We start from the raw sequence: 18297 nt of genomic DNA, 5'->3' as shown, positions 1-18297 counted from the left end.
CCGACGAGCAGGCCGTAGTGCCGGATGCGATGGAAGCCGCGCGGCAGGACATGCAGCAGGAAGCGGCGGATGAACTCGTCGGAACTCAGTGTCATGACCTGCTGCCGTTCCGCGCCGTCGCGGCGATAATCCTTGTAGCGGAAGGTGACACTGTTCGCGTCGAATGCGATCAGGCGGCTGTTGGAGATCGCGATCCTGTGGGTGTAGCGCGACAGGTAGGCGAGCACCGCCTCCGGTCCGGCGAACGGTGCTTTGGCGTAGACTGCCCAACGCTTCCCCCGGGCGGGAGCAAGGTGGCGCAGGAAAGCCCGCCGCTCGGCGAGATGAGCAAGGGTCCCGAAGAAGCTGAGCCGCCCTGCGTCGTGTAGCGCAACCAGCCGGGTGAGGAAGAGCCGCCGGAACAGCTTGCCGAGCACGCGCACGGGAAGCAGGAAGGTCGGACGTGACGATATCCATCGGCTTGCGCCCAGTGCGATGCCGCCGCCCGGCACGATCATGTGGACGTGCGGATGGTGGGTCATTGCCGAACCCCATGTGTGGAGCACGGCGGTGATGCCGATGCGCGCGCCGAGGTGCTTGGGATCGGCGGCGATGGTCATCATCGTCTCCGATGCCGCCTTGAACAGCAGGTCGTAGACAAGCGCCTTGTTGTGGAGGGCGATGTCGACGATCTCGGCGGGCAGCGTGAATACGACGTGGAAATAGCCGACCGGCAACAGGTCGGCTTCTCGATCCGCAAGCCATGTCCGCGCCGCCGCGCCCTGGCACTTGGGGCAGTGCCGGTTGCGGCAGGAATTGTAGGCAATGCGCCAGTGGCCGCAGTCTTCGCAGGCCTCGACATGACCACCGAGAGCCGCGGTGCGACAGTTCTCGATCGCCGACATCACCTTCAGTTGGGCGAGGCTCAGATGGCCAGCGTAGGCGGCCCGGTAGGCTGGACCTGCAGCACGGAAGATGTCGGCGACCTCGACCGAGGCGCGCACGCTCAGCCGTCGGGCGAGACTTCTTCCGGCTTGAACAGGCCGAGCTTGTCGAGCGGACTCGTCACCGTGCGTACCGTCCGGGTCGCGACCTTGGTATAGAAGGCGGTGCTGTTCAGCTTGGCATGCCCGAGCAGCACCTGGATGATCCGGATATCGGTGCCGTCCTCCAGCAGGTGGGTGGCGAAGCTGTGGCGCAGCGTGTGCGGCCCGACCCGCTTGGCGATCTCGGCAGCCTGCGCGGCCTCGATGACCACGCGATAGAGCTGCCGCGTGCTGATCGGCTTCATCGCATGCTGCCCCGGAAACAGCCAGCCGTCGCGATGCATCACGCCCTGCTGCCGTCCGACCTTCCACCACTGGCGCAGCAACAGGAGCAGGTCTTGTGACAGCATGGCATTGCGGTACCGTCCGCCCTTGCCGCGCTCGACCCTGAGCAGCATGCGCTCACTGTCGATGTCGGCGACCTTCAGCGTCGACACTTCGGCAACGCGCAAGCCCGCGCCATAGGCGACCGAGAGCGCCGCCTGATGCTTCAGACAGGTCGTGGCGTTGAGCAGCCGAGCGACCTCGTCCCGGCTCAGCACCACGGGAAGCCTGCGCGGATGCACCAGCCGGATAAGCCTCCGCGCCAGGTCCGGGCGGTCGAGCGTGTGCGTGAAGAAGAAGCGCAGCGCCGACACGATGCTGTTCATCGTCGGCACGGGTACGCCGCCCTCCTGCTGCTCGATCTGGAATCGGCGCAGATCGTCGGCGCTCGCCGTGTCTGGTGAACGCCCGAGGAATGTAGCCAGGCGCCCGATGTCACGGAGATAGTTGCGCTGCGTCTCGCGTGAGAAGCGCCGCATGTTCATGTCGTCGATCAGCCTCTGGCGGAGCGGGCTGACGGGTGTGTCGAGATAGGGGTGGTGCATGGTCAGGCTCCTTGTTGAAGAAGCCCGTCATGCTCTGCCGCTGGCGCACGACCCTCAATGCAAGCGAGACAACCGGCCTGTGTCCGCTATCTCAACCGCAGGTGCCCTCCCGCGCAGCGGGTTCGTTCGACGGCCCCAACTCTGCCGTTTGGTGGAGCCCAACGAATGGCAAGTTTCAGGCGGCGAAGGCCGCACTGCGAACGGCGGCGATGGGATGGAGGCTGTGTGAGAACTCGGCGCAGTTGATGTAGCATATTGTTTTTCTGTGGCGCGTGGTATCATTACCGGGACCGGCAGCTACGTTGTCATTGCCCTCAAATCCCTGAAAGACATCGCCCACACCGTCGAGCAAATCAGCGATCGTCCCCCCCGGTAAAGCCTGTAAGGGTGGTTATCTGCTGCAAATGACGACCGCCGGCTCTCGGTGGGGTGGCTGGGCAAAGCCGGCGGTCACCATGGCCAGAACAAGGTCGCAGGCCCGAGCGGGGGGAGGCAGGAACCTGGCAGCCCTAGACGGCAAGGCCGTCCGAAACCCATCGTAGATATTCCAAGCTGGGACGCAATTCAACGAAAGACTCCGATCCTAGGGTCTAGGTCAAAACTAAACTAGGCCGCAGACCTACCCGTTCGGGGCTCGTCTCGGCTGGCGGGAAGGCCTAGAAACCACTTCATTGCTTTTTCGAAGCCGGCGAACTCGCGAGATGTGGCCCCTCGACCTTGCACAACAGTAGTGCCCCGAAAAAAGCTGATGTATCCCCCGTTCGCGAGTTCCATCTGAACGCGAAATAAGAGCTTGTCCTCGCTTTCGCGGATGAGGCTCGCCAGTTCGCCCTTCTTCCTGCCCATGTGTATCCTGCGCAACTTCCAATGGTCATCTGCAACGGTAGATGGCTCAAAGTTGGAAGGTGGGTAAGAGTTACAGAGCTAGATCATATTGTCTACGAGTTAACGAGCGGCTATTTCCGCAGCCTCACGCCAGCGCCGCCACCGTACTCGGGGCTGGACTCGACGCCGGCTGTTTCAAGGGCGGTGTCAGCCTGGCAGCCCCTTTGTTCGCACATCATCGAAGCCGCAAAACTCCAGTGAGTCTTCAGCGTCGGTCGTCTGAGCCGAGGCGCCTGCGGTATGTGCTAACTCGTGCATGAGCGTTCCGGCTGTCCACAACACCGCATCGGTGCGTTTGAAAATCTTCTCAGAGAGAGTAATAAAAGTCCCGGAGGTCATAGCATGCGAAGAACCAGTAGGTTCGGGCCAAAAAGTGATTAAGGTTGCCGGGTCTTGCCAAGTTTTAATAAAACTGAGCATCTTCTTATGCCGGCCTCTATCTCGTGACATGATTTCATACCAGGCATTGCATCGTCTTAGAACTTTCTCATCTTTTATCACTCGCTCTTCTATTTTCAACAACGCCGCCATCAATATTGCAATGTGATCGGTGTTCGTAAACATTTGAAATTGCACGTCCGGCTCACCCGTAACGGAGTTCGGTCTTTTAAATGGAAGCTGGGTGGAGCGATTGTTGGCAGGGACAGCGACATTCAGAAAATTCATGGCGAACGTCTCCCGCTTAATCATCACCGCTGCGCTGCGCAGCTAGGTGTAGGGCACTGCACTACATGCCAGAAGCGGGCAACACGCAAGCCTTCTTCCCCGCGAGGGGAGTCTTGACGTTTTCAGCGAACAGGAACAGCATGTCCGTGGGCCTGAGAAACCCGGACCGAGATAGACCGCACACATCCTTGGCAGGATTGCCCGACGCTTGGCGGCGTGGGGCGGCGGTGACTGAAGCCTATTCCCTTCTGGAAAGAGCTTCGACGCACGAGCTTGGCGGCTCGGATGCGACCCGACCAATATGGCCGGGGGGCGCCGTTCTGTCCAGTGGGGGAGACCCCTAAAAGCGTCGCGCAGGTCTCTCGGCCTGTTTCTCACCCCCGGCTATCGGTCCGCCACCGATGAAAGGTATGGCCATCATGGCCACGCCGCCGGTCCTGAGAAAGCCGGTTCGAACCGAGAGAGACCACAATGACCATCGGAGGAACGATCACCCGGCGCGCTATGCTCGCCACGACACCCGCGCTCGCCGTCGTCTCAACATTCGGCAATTCAGCCGAGGCGGCGCCGGTTAACCGTCTAGGCCAACTTGAGGCGCTGATCCGGAACCACACCGCCGATCATAAGGCTTTCATCGCCGCTATCGACGCGGAGCAGGCGGCGGAGGAAACCCATTTCGAGACACACCCTAAAACGATCATCGTGAAGCTGTCGGATGGCAACGGCATAGAGTTCCATGTCAACTACAACTGGCAGCAGTACGTTGACCATACGAAGGAAGAGATCAGCCTGCACTACGCTTCCAAGCGGCGTGTCGTCCAGCGTGAACTGACGGGCGACCAAGCCGCCGCCGAAGCAGCGCTCGCAAGTCTCCGTGCATCTGAAAACTTGACCAGGCCGCCTTTCGCAAAGTGGCTGCCGCCGAAATGCGCGAGCGCCGGAAGAGCGGCTTTCAGGGGACAATCGATGCTCGTGACGCTGCCAGCAAGGCCGAGTCAGAGGCCGCCGTCGCACTGCTTTCGTTCGTGTGCCTGAACGTTGAAGAAACGAGGACGCGCGCCGCCTACATCGTCGGCGGCGACCGCAAGAGCATGGGGCGTCTAATCTATGACAGCCTGACCAGCGGCGGCGAGGCGGAGATCGACGCGCTGCTAGGCGTGCACCTTCTCGATGAGGTGGCATCATGAGCCGCCTTATACCTCACAGGGAAATGACCGCGCGGCAACTTGCCGATTGCAGCCGGCAAGCCATCGCCATTCTGGAGCTATTCGACAGCGCGGCTTGGCAAATTCAGAATGAGAGTGGCTGTGCAGACAATTTCGCTGACGCCATCAGTCAAGGCCAGAAGCTGGCTGTTGAGCTTCTGGAGCCGTTAGTTGCCGCCCTGGAAGTGCACGAGGGAATGAAGGAGGGCAAAGGCATGACCTATCCCGCCATTGCCGCCGGCCTCGTCCTGGCCTTCGCCTTCGGGTTTCTGCTCGGCGACAGGCGGGGCGTGAAGCAGGCCAACGAGGTGCTGGACCATAACAACCGGCTCTTGCTGAGGGTCATCGGCGACAGCGTGCGGGCGCCTGTGGAGGGCGAGGACGAGCAGCGGCCGGTCTTGCAATAGGGTTGGACAACTTGGCGACTTGAGAGCCCGGCTGCCGAGAGGTGGTCGGGCTTCCTGGGCTTATGGTGGCATTGGCCGCGATCTTCGGCCCACATCTCTTTAGATACGGCTAAATATCCCCCAGCAGCTTCATCGCAGCTCTTCCAGGCTCTGGCTGCAACATCAAGGGGAACGTCAGCATCGAGACTGGCGACCTAATCTATCACGTGCCAGAGCAGAAATATAATGACGCTACAGACATCGACCCCCAGTTCGGGGAGCGATGGTTCTGCTCCGAAGCTGAAGCCCGCAATGCCGGGTGGCGGAAGTCGAAGGTCTAAAGGTTTCGCCACCCCTCCCATGTTGCATTTCATGTCGCGTCGACTAGCCGAGTGTGAGTGAAAACCGTTGGAAATCAAGGGAAACCAATTGCAACATGGTTGCGACACAAGCGGGCGGAGAATGAAGCTAAGTGATTGAAATTGCTGGTGCCCAGGGGCGGAATCGAACCACCGACACGCGGATTTTCAGTCCGCTACTATTTTAAGAAAAACAATGTGTTGTGCGGGAACTCCTGTCAAACTAGCATCGGGCAGTCAATAGCTTATGCGCGATTTGTCAAACCTACCGATTGCTTAATCAGGCGATGAACAGAGGCGAAGTGCGGTCTTGCGTGACACGCTGATTGCGACAGCTCCGCGCGGTGGGGTTGGGAACCACAGGGCCATATTACTGCTTGGCCGCCCGCGACATTCCGCCGGCCAACCGGTGCACCAAGCCGTAGAAGGGGTAGGGCGCAGGTAGCCTCCTTAGCGAACCAACACCCTCCTAAATCGTTAGCACCTGCAAAGACCGCGGGAGCGTGTTTTCCATTTCGGGCCGACCAGACATGCCGGCCCACAGACTACGGTTCGACGCCGAGATGTCGGTGACCACGGCGCACTTGGATTGCCGTCGCAAGAGAGAACATTTCGCGTTCGAAGTTTGAGAAACGTCAGGGAGAGCACGCGTGATCACCATAACCGCCATGAAGTGGGCACCACCTTTCGCCGCTGGCCAGGTGCGGGATCACCGTGCGCGTTGGATCCTGAACGAGGTCAGCTGGCCCTACACCGTGCGATTGATTGATGCCTGCGATCTCGCATCAGACGAGTATCGGCAAAAACAACCGTTCGGCCAGGTTCCATACATGGAGGAGGGGGGTCGCCCGACGCTTTTCGAGAGCGGCGCGATCGTCATCGACGTCGCGATCAGAGCAGGCAAGTTGATCCCACCTGAAGGGACGGATCGGTCGATGGTAATCAGTTGGGTCATCGCAGCGCTAAATTCGATCGAGCCGTTCCTGATGAACGTTGCTGAGGTCGAGTATTTCATGCACGACGCAGGTCAGCAGGAGGCACGCCGGCCCGCCGTGGTCGCTGCTGCGGAACAGCGGCTCTCGCAGCTGGAGACTGCACTCGGCGATTGCCAATGGCTGGTCGGCGATGCATTCACCATAGCCGACCTCATGATGGCATCGGTGCTGAAGATCGCACGTCGCCTGAATCTTCTGGACACGCATCCGCTGCTCATTTCCTACCAGGACCGCTGTCTCGACCGGCCGGCCTATCGCAAAGCCGTTTCCGATCAGCGCGCGGTCATCGAGCGCCATGAGATGGCTGATATGCGGTTCGACAAGGTGGAGAAGGCCGATGCCTGAGAGTGACAAGCAAGAGATACTGGCGCTATTGCGAGCACAGGAGGCAGCTACGAAGCGAGGTGATGCAACTTCTGTGATCGCGCCGGTGAGTGAGGACGCCGTCTATTTTGACCTGCCGCCGCCGTTCCAGTCCGGCGGCGACGCAGAACTCCTCTCAAGGCCTAGAAGAATGGTTTGCTCTGGGACGGTACCGTAACGGTCGAGATGTCTTCACCGACCGTCATTATCTCAGGCGATCTTGCCGTCGTTTTCGGATTGGGCCGTATACACGGCATAAAGAAGGGCAGTGGGCCTATCGAGAGCTGGAACCGGCGAACCGTGGTGCTACGACGCCGTCGGGGGATTTGGCAGATCATCCACGAACACAACTCATATCCGATGGAGATGGACGGAAGCGGTCGTGCGGCCACAAATCGGAAGCCGTAATGCGGTCACTCGTTGGCGGCTCGCCTCTAGTAGGCTTCTCTGATTGGGGTCGTTGACGTCAAGCTTTTCCTGTCTTCTTTCCGGATCATGTCGCCCCGCGGGTCACTCGCTTCTCTTCGCGGTCGGCGCGGAGCGGCCGCATGATGGGGTCAGGAGAGCGAGGCGTCTCAATCTGTTGAACGACCTTGGGAGAGTTCGTCCCAGGATCGTGCCTGCTAACGGGATCACCTTGCCCATCGTCCCCACGGGAACGATCCGGATCACCCTCTCGGGCGAACCACTGTCTGTGTTCGTTTTTGTTCCTTGTCCTATTTCATGCCGATGCGGGGCCGGCGGCTTCCTTTCCAAAGCGGAATTCGGTTGCGTCGGCCCACATGCGATGCAGGATGACGGCCAGCTTGCGGGCTACCGCCACGCGGGCTCTCGCCATGCCGCGACGTTTGGCGATGTTCATGCCCCAGGCGCGCAAGCTCGACCATTTCTTCGAGCGCACGAGTAGCGAATGTGCTGCCTCGTAGAGGGCGGTGCGGGCGAGTTCGTCGCCGCAGCGGCTGACTTTGCCCGGTATGTCGGTTTCACCGGACTGGTATCGCGCTGGCGTCAGCCCCAGATGCGCTCCCACTGCCCGCGAGGAGCCGAACCGCTCCGGCCGGTCGATCGTGGCGCGGAAGGTGAGCGCCGCAATACCGTAAGTCTGGGCGATTGTATCAGCTTTGAGGCAGGCATGCGGATTGCAAATGGGGTCTTCAAATGCAAACTTCGATTTAGGGAGAGGGCACGCCGACAGGTGGATGTCGCGCGTGCCGGTACCAAGATGTTCGTAGGGCACAATCCCTACCTGGTCGCGCTCTCGGTGGTGATCGCGATCCTGGGAGGATACACAGGGTTCGGGCTAGCAGCCCGTCTGCGTGGAGCCGCACACGCCAGCCGGCGTGTCCTGCTCGCCGGCGCCGCGTGCTTTCTGGCGGTCGGCATCTGGACCATGCATTTCGTCGGCATGCTCGCCGCACCCCTGCCGCCGGACGCCTCCTACCTCGTCCTGCCGACCGTCGTCTCCTTCCTGATCTGCGCGCTGGTGGTCGGCATCTCGCTTTTCTTCGTAAGCATCGGCGAACCGTCCAGCGCGCGCCTGATCTCCTCGGCCGTGCTTCTCGGCGTCGGCGTCGTCTCCATGCACTATGTCGGCATCCACGGGCTGCAGGGGGATTTCCGGTTGGAGCACGAGCACGCGATGATCGTGTTCTCCGCGGCGATCGCGATCGGCACGGCCTATGGTGGCTTGAGGATATTCCTCGCGCAGCATGGCGGCGCCCGGCTGGCTCTCAGTGCCGTGGCCTTCGGGCTCGCTGTCTCCGGCATGCACTACACGGCCATGTACGGGATGCGCTTCGTACCGGCCGAAGGCCTTGGCGGCCACGCCATGACGGGCGGCGGGCTGGTCGCTTCCTCGCAGGTGCTGGCGCTAATTGTCGCACTTCTCTGCTTCTTGATCATCGCCGGCTTCCTGCTGTTCCTTGTTCCCGAGCCTCGCCCGCGTGCCCATATGGTGCAGGGCGTCGCGAATGGGCTGTTGCCCGACGAGGAAATGACCATCGCGCCTCGCGACGGCGATGCCGCCGACGCTGCCCTGACCGCCTTCCGCGCCCCGCCCGTGAACAAGACCCTGCCGCTCGGTGGCGCAGGCCAACCACGTCCGGTGCCCGCCAGCCGCCTGCCCGTGGAAGGTGTCGACGGAACGCATTTCATCGACGCCGCCGCCATACGTTCGATCAAGGCGGACGCCCATTACACGCTGATCCACGACGGCGGCCGCGAGCGCATGTGCACTTGGTCTATCTCGGAAGCCGAGGCACAGCTCGATCCCGGCAACTTCATGAGGGTTCATCGCAGCCACATCGTCGCGATCCCGCATGTCACGCTGATTCGCCGCGAAGGCGACGGCGCGGTGGTCGAGCTCGACGGCCCGGCGCCGCATCTCGTGCCGGTCAGCCGCGCAAGGATCGCCGAGCTAAAGGCCCGCCTCGGTCTGCTCCGCCGGCAGGCCTAAACCGCCGAAGGGTCAGTCGGCCTGCCGCAATTCGTGCGGCGAATAGCGCATTTCGTGCGAAATCCGCTTCTTCGTGACCATCCGGCGGCCATCGCCTTGCGCCCGCCGGAGAGCAGGAAGAGCCTCGCTGTGGACTTTGCGCACAACGCATTCGCGTGCGCCGAGGACGAGGGAGGAACGAAACATGATACCCGGCCAGTTCAGTTACCACAGGCCCGGCACGCTGAGGGACGCCGTGAAGCTGCTCGCCGATCTCGGCGACGAGGCGCGTCCGCTCGCCGGCGGCCACAGCCTGATCCCGATGATGAAGCTCCGGCTCGCGACGCCCGAGCATCTCGTTGACCTCGCCGGAATCGGCGAACTGAAAGGCATCCGCCGCGACGGCGACGCTATCGTCATTGGCGCGATGACCACCCAGAACGAGCTGCTAGCCTCCGGCGAGATCGCCTCCTCCTTGCCGATCCTGCACGAGACGGCCTTGCTGATTGCCGATCCGCAGGTGCGCTATCGCGGCACGGTCGGCGGCAACGTCGCCAACGGCGATCCCGGCAACGACATGCCGGCGCTGATGCTGACGCTCGGCGCCACCTACCGCCTGAAAGGCCCGGCCGGCGACCGCGACGTCGCCGCGCGGGACTTTTACCAGGGCGCGTATTTCACGGCTCTCGAACCCGGCGAGATCCTTGCCTCGGTTTCCATCCCCGTCCCGCCCTCAGGTCACGGCTACGCCTACGAAAAGCTAAAGCGCAAGATCGGCGACTACGCTACCGCGGCCGCCGCCGTGGTGCTGACCATGAAGGGCGGCAAAGTCGCCACCTGTTCGATCGGCCTCACCAACCTGTCGGAGACGCCGCTGCTTGCCGAAGAAGCTGCGCAGGCCGTCATCGGCACGACCCTCGACGACGCCGTACTGAAGAAGGCAGCCGCGGCGGCCATCGAGATCATGTCGCCGGCCGGCGACGGGCGCGGACCGGTCGAATACCGAAAGCATGTCGGCGGCATCATGGTCGAGCGGGCGCTGAAACGCGGCGCCGCCAGGGCCGCCTGAGGAGGAGATCAGATGGCAACCCAGGCAAAGAAGACCCAGGTGAGCATGAAGGTGAATGGCGCCGAGGTCGACGGCCTCGTCGAGCCGCGCACCTTGCTCGTCCATTTCATCCGCGAGAACTTGGCTCTCACCGGCACCCATATCGGCTGCGAGACGACGCATTGCGGGGCCTGCACCGTCGACCTTGACGGCATGTCGGTCAAAAGCTGCACCGTCTTTGCCGTGCAGGCCGACGGGGCCGACATCACCACCATCGAAGGCATGGCCAACGCCGACGGCACGCTCTCGGCCCTGCAGGAAGGCTTTAGGCAGATGCACGGCCTGCAATGCGGCTTCTGCACCCCAGGCATGATCGTGCGCGCGCACCGGCTACTCAGGGAAAACCCGAATCCGACCGAGGAGGAAATCCGCTTCGGAATTGCCGGCAATCTCTGCCGCTGCACCGGTTACCAGAACATCGTCAGGGCGATCCAGTACGCGGCCGCCAAGATCAACGGCGTCGAATTCAAGGAGGCCGCGGAATGAACGACATGACACTCACGCGCGAGCAGCGCGAGGCCAAACTGGAAGGCATGGGCTGCAAGAGGAAGCGTGTCGAGGACATCCGCTTCACCCAGGGCAAGGGCAACTATGTCGACGATGTGAAGCTGCCAGGCATGCTGCACGGCGACTTCGTGCGCTCGCCGCATGCCCATGCAAGGGTGACATCGATCAACACGGAGAAGGCGCTGAAGGTGCCGGGCGTGCTGGCGGTCATCACCGCCGAGACGCTGAAGACGGTCAACCTCGCCTGGATGCCTACGCTCGCCGGCGACGTGCAGATGGTGCTGGCCGACGGCAAGGTGCTGTTCCAGAACCAGGAAGTCGCCTTCGTCGTCGCCACCGACCGCTATGCCGCCGATGACGGCGTCAATGCGGTCGAGGTCGAATATGAGGAGCTTCCCGTCCTCATCGATCCGTTCAAGGCGCTCGATCCCGATGCGCCGGTGCTGCGCGAGGATCTCGCCGGCAAGACGACCGGCGCGCATGGCCCGCGAAAACACCACAACCACATTTTCGAGTGGACCGTCGGCGACAAGGACCTGACCGACGCTGCCTTTCGTAAGGCGGAGGTGACGATCAAGGAGATGATCTCCTACCATCGCACCCACCCGTCGCCGCTGGAGACCTGCCAGTGTCTGTGCTCCTTCGACAAGGTGAAGGGCGAACTGACCATTTACGGCACTTTCCAGGCCCCACACGTCATCCGCACCGTGGTGGCGCTGATCGCCAAGATTCCAGAGCACAAGATCCATGTCATCGCGCCCGACATCGGCGGCGGTTTCGGCAACAAGGTCGGCGCCTATCCCGGCTATATCTGCGCGGCGGTCGCCTCGATCGTCACCGGCAAGCCGGTCAAATGGGTGGAGGACCGCATCGAGAACCTGACCGCGACCTCGTTTGCCCGCGACTACCACATGACGACGGAGATCGCAGCGTCGAAGGAAGGCAAGGTCACCGGCCTGCGCGTCCATGTGCTTGCCGACCACGGCGCCTTCGACGCCTGCGCCGACCCGTCGAAATGGCCGGCCGGCTTCTTCAACATCGTCACCGGCTCCTACGACTTCCCGGTGGCGCATCTCGCCGTCGACGGCATCTACACCAACAAGGCTCCGGGCGGCGTCGCCTACCGCTGCTCGTTCCGGGTGACGGAAGCCGCCTACTGCATCGAGCGGGCGATGGACATCCTGGCGCAGAAACTCGGCATGGACCCGGCGGAACTCAGGCTCAGGAACTTCATCAGGCCGGAACAGTTCCCGTACAACTCGGCCCTCGGCTGGGAGTATGATTCCGGCGACTATGCCACCGCCATGAGGAAGGCGATGGAGACGGTGAAATACGCCGAGCTGCGCAAGGAGCAGGCGTCCAAGCGCGAGGCCTTCAAGCGCGGCGAGACACGCGAGATCATGGGCCTCGGCGTCTCCTTCTTCACCGAGATCGTCGGCGCCGGTCCGTCGAAGAACTGCGACATCCTCGGCATCGCCATGTTCGACAGTTGCGAGATCCGTCTGCATCCGACCGGCGCCGGCATCGCCCGTATGGGCACCAAGAGCCAGGGCCAGGGCCACGAGACGACTTGGGCGCAGATCATCGCGACCGAGATCGGCATTCCGGCCGACAACATCATGGTCGAGGAAGGCAACACCGACACCGCGCCATACGGCCTCGGCACCTATGGTTCACGGTCCACCCCCGTCGCAGGTGCCGCGATAGCGATGGCGGCGCGCAAGATAAAAGCCAAGGCGCAGATGATCGCCGCCTACAAGCTCGAAGTCCACGAGGACGACCTCGAATGGGACATAGACGGTTTTCGGGTGAAGGGCCTGCCGGAGAAATTCCTCGGCATGAAGGACATCTGCTGGATCGCCTACAACTCGCCGCCTCCCGGCATGGAGCCGGGACTGGAGGCGGTGAGCTACTACGATCCGCCCAACATGACCTATCCGTTCGGCGCCTATATCTGCGTCATGGATATCGATGTGGACACCGGCGTCTACAAGGTCCGCCGATTCTATGCGCTGGACGATTGCGGCACCCGCATCAACCCGATGATCATCGAGGGCCAGGTGCATGGTGGCCTCACGGAAGCCTTTGCCATCGCGATGGGCCAGGAGATTCATTACGACGAGAGCGGCAATGTGACGACCGGCTCGTTCATGGATTTCTTCATACCGACCGCCGTGGAAACGCCGAAGTGGGAAACCGATTACACGGTAACGCCCTCGCCGCACCATCCGATCGGGGCGAAGGGCGTCGGCGAGAGCCCGAATGTCGGCGGCGTGCCCTGCTTCTCCAACGCCGTCAACGACGCCTTCTCCTTCCTCGGCTCGACGCACATCCAGATGCCGCATGATTATTGGCGCAACTGGAAGGCGGCAAAGCAACTGGGCGCGGTGGGGTAGAGCAGGATGACTGCGGGCTCGCTCTCCGAGCGCCGGGTCGGCCCACACAATTTCGACTCTGTCGGAATTTTGCCAAGCAGCGGACCCGGCGAGTTCGTCAGCCAGTTCTTCCAATTGTCGAAGAGCCGGCATGTCGCCAGAGCCTTTGACGGGCTGCGCGGCATGCTTGCGGCACCCTCGCGTCAGGCCAAAACCATCGGAGCTGCGATGCATTCGGCCTATCTTATTGATTGGAAGAGATTTTCCGAACTTGACGGATCGTCGGACGCATACCCTTCCCGTGCCGGATGGCACCCAGATATCAAGTCCGTTCAATGACTTCGCTTTCGCGCCAACAAATTTCGGAGCGCCTCGCCGCCGCCGGCTACATCGCCGACGCGGAACTGGCGACGGCGATCTCCATCATGCAGTTGCTCAAGCGGCCGCTGCTGCTGGAGGGTGAGGCGGGCGTCGGTAAGACCGAGGTCGCCAAGGCGCTTGCCGTAGTCCACGCCAGCGAACTGATCCGCCTGCAATGCTACGAGGGTCTCGACCAGTCGGCCGCTCTCTATGAATGGAACTACCAGAGGCAGCTCCTTGCAATCGAGGCGCACAAGACCGCGGAGGGCGGCGCGCGGAGGGCAGCCGAGATCGAGGACCAGGTCTTCTCCGAACGATATCTCCTTGAAAGACCGCTGCTTTCCGCAATTCGCCGGGAAAAGCCGCCGGTGCTGCTGATCGACGAAATCGACCGCGCAGATGAGGAATTCGAGGCGTTCCTGCTGGAACTCCTGTCCGACTGGCAGGTCTCGATTCCCGAGCTCGGCACCATTGCGGCGACCTCCGTCCCGCATGTGGTGTTGACCTCGAACGGCACGCGCGAGCTTTCCGACGCGTTGCGCCGCCGTTGCCTCTACCACTATGTCGACTATCCGGAGGTCGATCGCGAGGCGCGCATCGTCATGGCGCGCATCCCGGAAGCCGGCGCGTCGCTCTCCCTGCAAATCGCTCGAATCGTTGAGAAAATCCGCAAGGAGGATTTGCGAAAAGTGCCGGGCGTGGCCGAAACGCTCGACTGGGCAGCGGCATTGGTCGGCCTCGAGGTGGCCGATCTGCACGATCGTCCCGACCTCGTCCACGAGACCTTGATGTGTCTGCTGAAGACCCATGAAGACAAGGCTCGGATGACCCGCGAGGTCACCGAGCGGCTGCTGGGGAGGGTGGCATGAGCTGCTGCGGCACGCCTGCCGGCCTGGAAGAGATGGATGAGGTTTCGCGCCTGCTTTCACAGAAGCTTGCAGGTTTTCTCCGGACCCTGCGCAAGGCCTCATTCGCAGTCGGTCTGCGCGAGGGCCAAGATGCGGCCGAGTTGCTCGCCGCTGGCTATGGCGAGAAACCCGCGCTGCTGCGCTCGTCCTTCAAGCACCTGTTTTCGGCGCGGAAATCGGACTGGGACAAATTTGACGGCCTCTTCGACGCCTTTTGGCTGGGCAGGCGCGTGCGCTCGCGGGTGACCGCATCTCAAACGCCGGCCGATGCCAACAGCCCTTCGGTTAAGTATCTCGACAGGACAGCGGCAGATGCCGGCAATGGAACGCTCCAACAGACTCCTTCGGGAGACGAGACCGGCGAACAGCAACGGTCGGGGACGGGCCGCGCGGAAGGAGCGTCGCGTGCCGAAAATCTTGCCGAGACCGATTTCCGAAAACTGTCGAACCCGGCCGATATCGCCGAGGCGCATGAGATCGCCGCAAGGATCGCCCGGGCCATGCGCACGCGGCTGACGCGGCGCGATCTTGCCCGTCGGCGCGGCTACCGGCTCGATCTCCGGCGCACCATCCATCGCAACATCAGCCATGGCGGCGTGCCGGTCAGCCTGGTTCGACGTCAGAAGAAACAGAAGCCGCTGCGCCTGGTCATCCTGCTCGATGCGTCCGGCTCGATGAGCATGTACACCGGCGCCTTCCTGCGCTTCATCCATGGGGTGCTGGATGCATTCCGCGAAGCCGAAGCGTTCCTCTTCCACACCCGCCTCGCTCATGTCTCGGACGCCATGAAGGAGCGGGACCCAGCGCGCGCCCTCGATCGCCTGTCCATGTTGGCGCAAGGCGCGGGCGGCGGCACGAAGATCGGCGAAAGCCTGCAAACCTTCAACCGCTGGCATGCGGCGCGCGTCATCCATTCGCGCACCTGTGTGATGATCGTCTCCGACGGTTACGAGACCGGCGACGCCGACCTGCTCGGCCGCGAGATGGCGCAGCTCGGCCGCCGCTGCCATCGCATCGCCTGGCTGAACCCGATGATGGGCTGGGACGGCTACGCGCCGGAGGCGTCCGGCATCAAGGCCGCTCTCCCCCATGTCGATCTGCTTGCGCCGGCGCATACGCTGAAGAGCCTCGCTGCGCTCGAACCCTATCTAGCAAAGCTGTGACGGAGGCGAAGATGACCGCCCATGTCGACGTGCTTGATCTCGTGTCCCGTTTGAAGGCGGCTGAAGAACCGTTCGTGCTGGCGACCGTCGTACGCACCGTGTCGGTGACGGCCGCCAAGGCCGGGGCCAAGGCGATTATCCGGCCTGACGGTCGCGTCGAGGCCGGCTGGATCGGCGGAGGCTGCGCGCGTGGCGCGACGTTGAAGGCTGCGCGCGAGGCGCTGGCCGACGGCCGTTCGCGCCTGATCTCCATCCAGCCGGAAGACCTGCTCGACGAGCTCGGCGTCAAGCCGGGCGAGCAGCGCGACGGCGTGAAATTCGCGAAGAACATGTGCCCCAGCCAAGGCACGATGGACATCTTCGTCGAGCCCATGCTGCCGAGGCCCTCGCTCGTCGTGCTGGGCTCCAGCCCCGTCGCGCTGGCGCTTGCCGAGCAGGCGAGGCCGCTCGGGTTCCACGTAACACTTGCGGCGCCTCTCGGCGAATTTTGCGCACTGCCCCAGGCGGACCGTCTGATCGATGGCTTCGGCATTGATGTCCCGCTGTCCGCGCAGTGCTTCGTCGTCGTCTCCACCCAAGGCAAGGGCGACGAGGCAGCACTGAAGGCCGCGCTCGGCATCGACACCAGCTATCACGGCTTTGTCGGCAGCCGGCGCAAGATGACGGCATTGCGCGCAAGGCTCGCCAAGGAGGGAATCTCGCCCGAGGCGCTTGACCAAGTGAAAGCGCCGGCCGGCCTCGACATCGGCGCCGTCACGCCGGAAGAGATCGCGCTCTCCATCCTCGCCGAGATCGTCGCCGCGCGCCGGGTCGGACAGCGCGGTGAGGCACAGCAACCCCAAGCAGCGAAGGCATGACGTTATGGATATGAGCGGACAGGAACGGATCGAGGCTCCGGTCGAGGCGGTGTGGCGTGCGCTTAACGACCCGGAGATCCTGATGCGCTGTATCCCCGGCTGCGAGAAACTGGAGAAGGGGTCGGACACGCAAATGACGGCGACGGTCGTGCTGAGGGTCGGCCCGATCAAAGCGACCTTCGAGGGCGCGGTCGAACTCTCCAACCTCAACCCGCCGCACTCCTACACGATATCAGGCGAGGGCAAGGGCGGCATTGCCGGCTTCGCCAAGGGTGGGGCCCACGTCCTGCTAACCGAGGACGGACCGGGCATCACCCTGCTCAGCTATACCGTCAAGGCCGATGTCGGCGGCAAGCTCGCACAACTCGGCGGCCGATTGATAGATTCCACCGCGCGCAAGCTCGCCATGCAATTTTTCAGCAACCTTGCCGACCAGTTGTTCCACGAAACTGCCTCGGCGTGAACAGACAACCTGACGGTACGCATATCAACGTTAGGCGGCGAAGGCGGCGCTGCCGAAGTGATGATCCTTCGGCATCAAGGTGGCACGCGCATTCAACAGGGCAACTGTGCGATCTCGCTACTCGGCCACGATCAGGTGTCCGCTTGTGCAGGTTAATTCTCCACAAGGCGTCAATCTGCTCCCGTAAAGAGTTTCGGGCGCCGGCAGGCGTACGAAAGTCCCCCGAGGAAGGAACCCGCGTGCCACAGAGGACGGCTATGGAGATTTTGATCTGCATCTGATGTCGGCGATGGCGCGACCGCCGCTGGGAAGCGCGGGGATGGAGGCGGGCAGTCCGCTCGTTGCTCCTTCGCGCGGTATTGACGATCCGGCGTGCAGTTGGGTGTTGGCTTGTCGCCGTTGACAGCCATCGATGGCGCGGGAGGGCTCGTTGCCGGAGACGGAGCGTCTGCGGCTGAAGGAACGACCATGCCATGCCGGGTCATTGGTCGGTCTCCCGGTTTGCTGCCGATGCGTGCGGGGACCGCGCGGCTGATTCCAGCGTTCGAACACCTCTGTGACGATCATTCGTCGGCCGCAGCAGAGGCATGGCGGGCGGAAGTCGTTCGGTGCGCCTGATGCCATCATCAGGCGGCGCGGCGATCCAGGAGTTGGCGGGCCAGCGCGAGATTGTCTTTGCGGGCCAGGAATCCAGATGGTGAGCTGCGGTGGGATCAGCCAGCTACCCTTCGAGGTATGGACCTGGACGATGCCTGAGGCGGCAAACGTCATTTGTGCCGCCTCAGGAGCATGTGCCGGAAGACTCGAGCCTCGGCAACTTGGTCCCGCGGTGGATAGTAACCGGCTGGTTCGTGGCGCTTGGCTTTTGCCCTTGGCTTTTGCACGATAATTGGCCACTCAAGACCCGGCTATCAATGCAATCCTCAGTGCGCTACCAGAACATGGGAAGTGAACGCGTTCTGAAGGCAGTGTACTGGAAGATTGGAAACGGCGCAGGTCAGCGCATGGGCATGACGCTGCCATCTACCTGGGTGGGAAATCGTCGACCGTGAAGAATGAAGCGGATCAGGCTGGGCGAGATTTTGTCTGGCAGTTGATGGCTGCGATGAGCAGGCACAAAAGGTTCCTGAACCAGTTGAGCAGGAGCGAGAAGTTGTAGCCTGCGGCGGCGTCGATGGCGTTGATGGCGTCGCCGTGCTCGCCGGCGAGATAGTTGCGGCCCATGCGGTGCTCGGCCTTGACGTGTCCGATGACGGGCTCGATTGCCGAGCGTCGGCGCATCTGACGCTTGATGGCCGGTGTGACACGGCGTTTCTGGGCGGCGGTGAAGACCCTGAGCTTGTGGCTGTCGGGTGCGTTGTGGCCGCGG

The 18297-nt window shown here is 62.6% G+C and carries 18 protein-coding genes, 1 tRNA gene and 3 pseudogenes; 15 read left to right on the top strand and 7 right to left on the bottom strand.

What is annotated here, in order from left to right; all coding sequences use genetic code 11:
• The 3 genes from ABMA59_RS35925 to ABMA59_RS35915 all read right to left on the bottom strand — a co-directional run.
• On the bottom strand, positions 1 to 983 hold a 983-nt coding region (locus tag ABMA59_RS35925), incomplete at its 3' end, for an IS91 family transposase (RefSeq protein ID WP_349010134.1).
• A 2-nt stretch (positions 984 to 985) separates the two neighbouring features.
• Positions 986 to 1894: a tyrosine-type recombinase/integrase gene (locus tag ABMA59_RS35920; RefSeq protein ID WP_349010133.1), complete on the bottom strand. Its 909-nt coding sequence runs from the start codon at positions 1892 to 1894 to the stop codon at positions 986 to 988.
• A gap of 1032 nt (positions 1895 to 2926) precedes the next feature.
• Positions 2927 to 3445 (bottom strand): hypothetical protein, encoded by a 519-nt coding sequence (locus ABMA59_RS35915; RefSeq protein ID WP_349010132.1) that lies wholly within the window; start codon positions 3443 to 3445, stop codon positions 2927 to 2929.
• Positions 3446 to 3949: 504 nt separating this feature from the next.
• Between ABMA59_RS35915 and ABMA59_RS35910 the strand changes: the two genes are divergently transcribed.
• The 4 genes from ABMA59_RS35910 to ABMA59_RS37545 all read left to right on the top strand — a co-directional run bounded on the left by ABMA59_RS35910 (position 3950) and on the right by ABMA59_RS37545 (position 5377).
• Positions 3950 to 4480, top strand: coding sequence for a hypothetical protein (locus tag ABMA59_RS35910; protein WP_349010131.1), 531 nt, complete (start codon positions 3950 to 3952; stop codon positions 4478 to 4480).
• On the top strand, positions 4471 to 4632 hold the full coding sequence (locus ABMA59_RS35905) for a hypothetical protein (RefSeq protein ID WP_349010130.1): 162 nt from the start codon (positions 4471 to 4473) through the stop codon (positions 4630 to 4632). Before ABMA59_RS35910 ends, ABMA59_RS35905 begins: the two co-directional genes overlap by 10 nt.
• Before the next feature lie 23 nt (positions 4633 to 4655).
• Entirely contained in the window at positions 4656 to 5057 is a 402-nt protein-coding gene (locus tag ABMA59_RS35900; RefSeq protein ID WP_349010129.1) for a hypothetical protein, read from the top strand.
• 113 nt (positions 5058 to 5170) lie between these two features.
• Entirely contained in the window at positions 5171 to 5377 is a 207-nt protein-coding gene (locus ABMA59_RS37545; protein ID WP_484534591.1) for a sunset domain-containing protein, read from the top strand.
• A 145-nt stretch (positions 5378 to 5522) separates the two neighbouring features.
• On the opposite strand, the gene ABMA59_RS35895 is transcribed toward ABMA59_RS37545, so the two are convergent.
• Positions 5523 to 5630, bottom strand: a tRNA-Phe gene (locus tag ABMA59_RS35895).
• A 415-nt stretch (positions 5631 to 6045) separates the two neighbouring features.
• Between ABMA59_RS35895 and ABMA59_RS35890 the strand changes: the two genes are divergently transcribed.
• Entirely contained in the window at positions 6046 to 6735 is a 690-nt protein-coding gene (locus tag ABMA59_RS35890; RefSeq protein WP_349010128.1) for a glutathione S-transferase family protein, read from the top strand.
• A 204-nt stretch (positions 6736 to 6939) separates the two neighbouring features.
• Complete coding sequence (locus ABMA59_RS37500; RefSeq protein WP_484534590.1) at positions 6940 to 7161, top strand: nuclear transport factor 2 family protein; 222 nt, start codon at positions 6940 to 6942, stop codon at positions 7159 to 7161.
• Between the two features lie 313 nt (positions 7162 to 7474).
• Here the strand turns inward: ABMA59_RS37500 and ABMA59_RS35885 are convergent.
• Positions 7475 to 7843: pseudogene (locus ABMA59_RS35885) on the bottom strand (transposase); the annotation flags it as partial.
• Positions 7844 to 7975: 132 nt separating this feature from the next.
• Between ABMA59_RS35885 and ABMA59_RS35880 the strand changes: the two are divergent.
• The 9 genes from ABMA59_RS35880 to ABMA59_RS35840 all read left to right on the top strand — a co-directional run bounded on the left by ABMA59_RS35880 (position 7976) and on the right by ABMA59_RS35840 (position 16928).
• Positions 7976 to 9208 carry an MHYT domain-containing protein gene (locus ABMA59_RS35880; protein ID WP_349010127.1) on the top strand — a complete coding sequence of 411 codons (1233 nt, stop codon included), beginning with the start codon at positions 7976 to 7978 and terminating at the stop codon, positions 9206 to 9208.
• Positions 9209 to 9392: 184 nt separating this feature from the next.
• On the top strand, positions 9393 to 10256 hold the full coding sequence (locus ABMA59_RS35875; protein WP_349010126.1) for an FAD binding domain-containing protein: 864 nt from the start codon (positions 9393 to 9395) through the stop codon (positions 10254 to 10256).
• Positions 10257 to 10268: 12 nt separating this feature from the next.
• Positions 10269 to 10781, top strand: a complete 513-nt coding sequence (locus tag ABMA59_RS35870; RefSeq protein WP_349010125.1) for a (2Fe-2S)-binding protein — start codon at positions 10269 to 10271, stop codon at positions 10779 to 10781.
• On the top strand, positions 10778 to 13198 hold the full coding sequence (locus tag ABMA59_RS35865; protein WP_349010124.1) for an aerobic carbon-monoxide dehydrogenase large subunit: 2421 nt from the start codon (positions 10778 to 10780) through the stop codon (positions 13196 to 13198). Before ABMA59_RS35870 ends, ABMA59_RS35865 begins: the two co-directional genes overlap by 4 nt.
• A gap of 6 nt (positions 13199 to 13204) precedes the next feature.
• Positions 13205 to 13516, top strand: coding sequence for a hypothetical protein (locus ABMA59_RS35860; RefSeq protein WP_349010123.1), 312 nt, complete (start codon positions 13205 to 13207; stop codon positions 13514 to 13516).
• On the top strand, positions 13513 to 14406 hold the full coding sequence (locus ABMA59_RS35855; RefSeq protein ID WP_349010122.1) for an AAA family ATPase: 894 nt from the start codon (positions 13513 to 13515) through the stop codon (positions 14404 to 14406). Before ABMA59_RS35860 ends, ABMA59_RS35855 begins: the two co-directional genes overlap by 4 nt.
• A complete protein-coding gene (locus tag ABMA59_RS35850) occupies positions 14403 to 15608 on the top strand; it encodes a vWA domain-containing protein (protein ID WP_349010121.1) in 1206 nt (401 codons plus the stop codon). The genes ABMA59_RS35855 and ABMA59_RS35850 overlap by 4 nt, the downstream gene beginning before the upstream one ends.
• An 11-nt stretch (positions 15609 to 15619) precedes the next feature.
• Positions 15620 to 16465 carry an XdhC family protein gene (locus ABMA59_RS35845; RefSeq protein WP_349010120.1) on the top strand — a complete coding sequence of 282 codons (846 nt, stop codon included), beginning with the start codon at positions 15620 to 15622 and terminating at the stop codon, positions 16463 to 16465.
• Between the two features lie 4 nt (positions 16466 to 16469).
• A complete protein-coding gene (locus tag ABMA59_RS35840) occupies positions 16470 to 16928 on the top strand; it encodes an SRPBCC family protein (protein ID WP_349010119.1) in 459 nt (152 codons plus the stop codon).
• A gap of 481 nt (positions 16929 to 17409) precedes the next feature.
• Here ABMA59_RS35840 and ABMA59_RS37495 read toward each other — a convergent pair.
• Both ABMA59_RS37495 and ABMA59_RS35835 read right to left on the bottom strand, forming a co-directional pair.
• Positions 17410 to 17638 (bottom strand): annotated as a pseudogene (locus ABMA59_RS37495) (IS91 family transposase); the annotation flags it as partial.
• Positions 17639 to 17993: 355 nt separating this feature from the next.
• A pseudogene (locus tag ABMA59_RS35835) lies at positions 17994 to 18297 on the bottom strand (IS5/IS1182 family transposase); the annotation flags it as partial.

The organism is Mesorhizobium yinganensis (assembly GCF_040081985.1).
Classification (GTDB): domain Bacteria; phylum Pseudomonadota; class Alphaproteobacteria; order Rhizobiales; family Rhizobiaceae; genus Kumtagia; species Kumtagia yinganensis.
The sequence above is the reverse complement of the archived record's forward strand: the minus strand, read 5'-3'. Positions and strand labels throughout refer to the sequence as shown.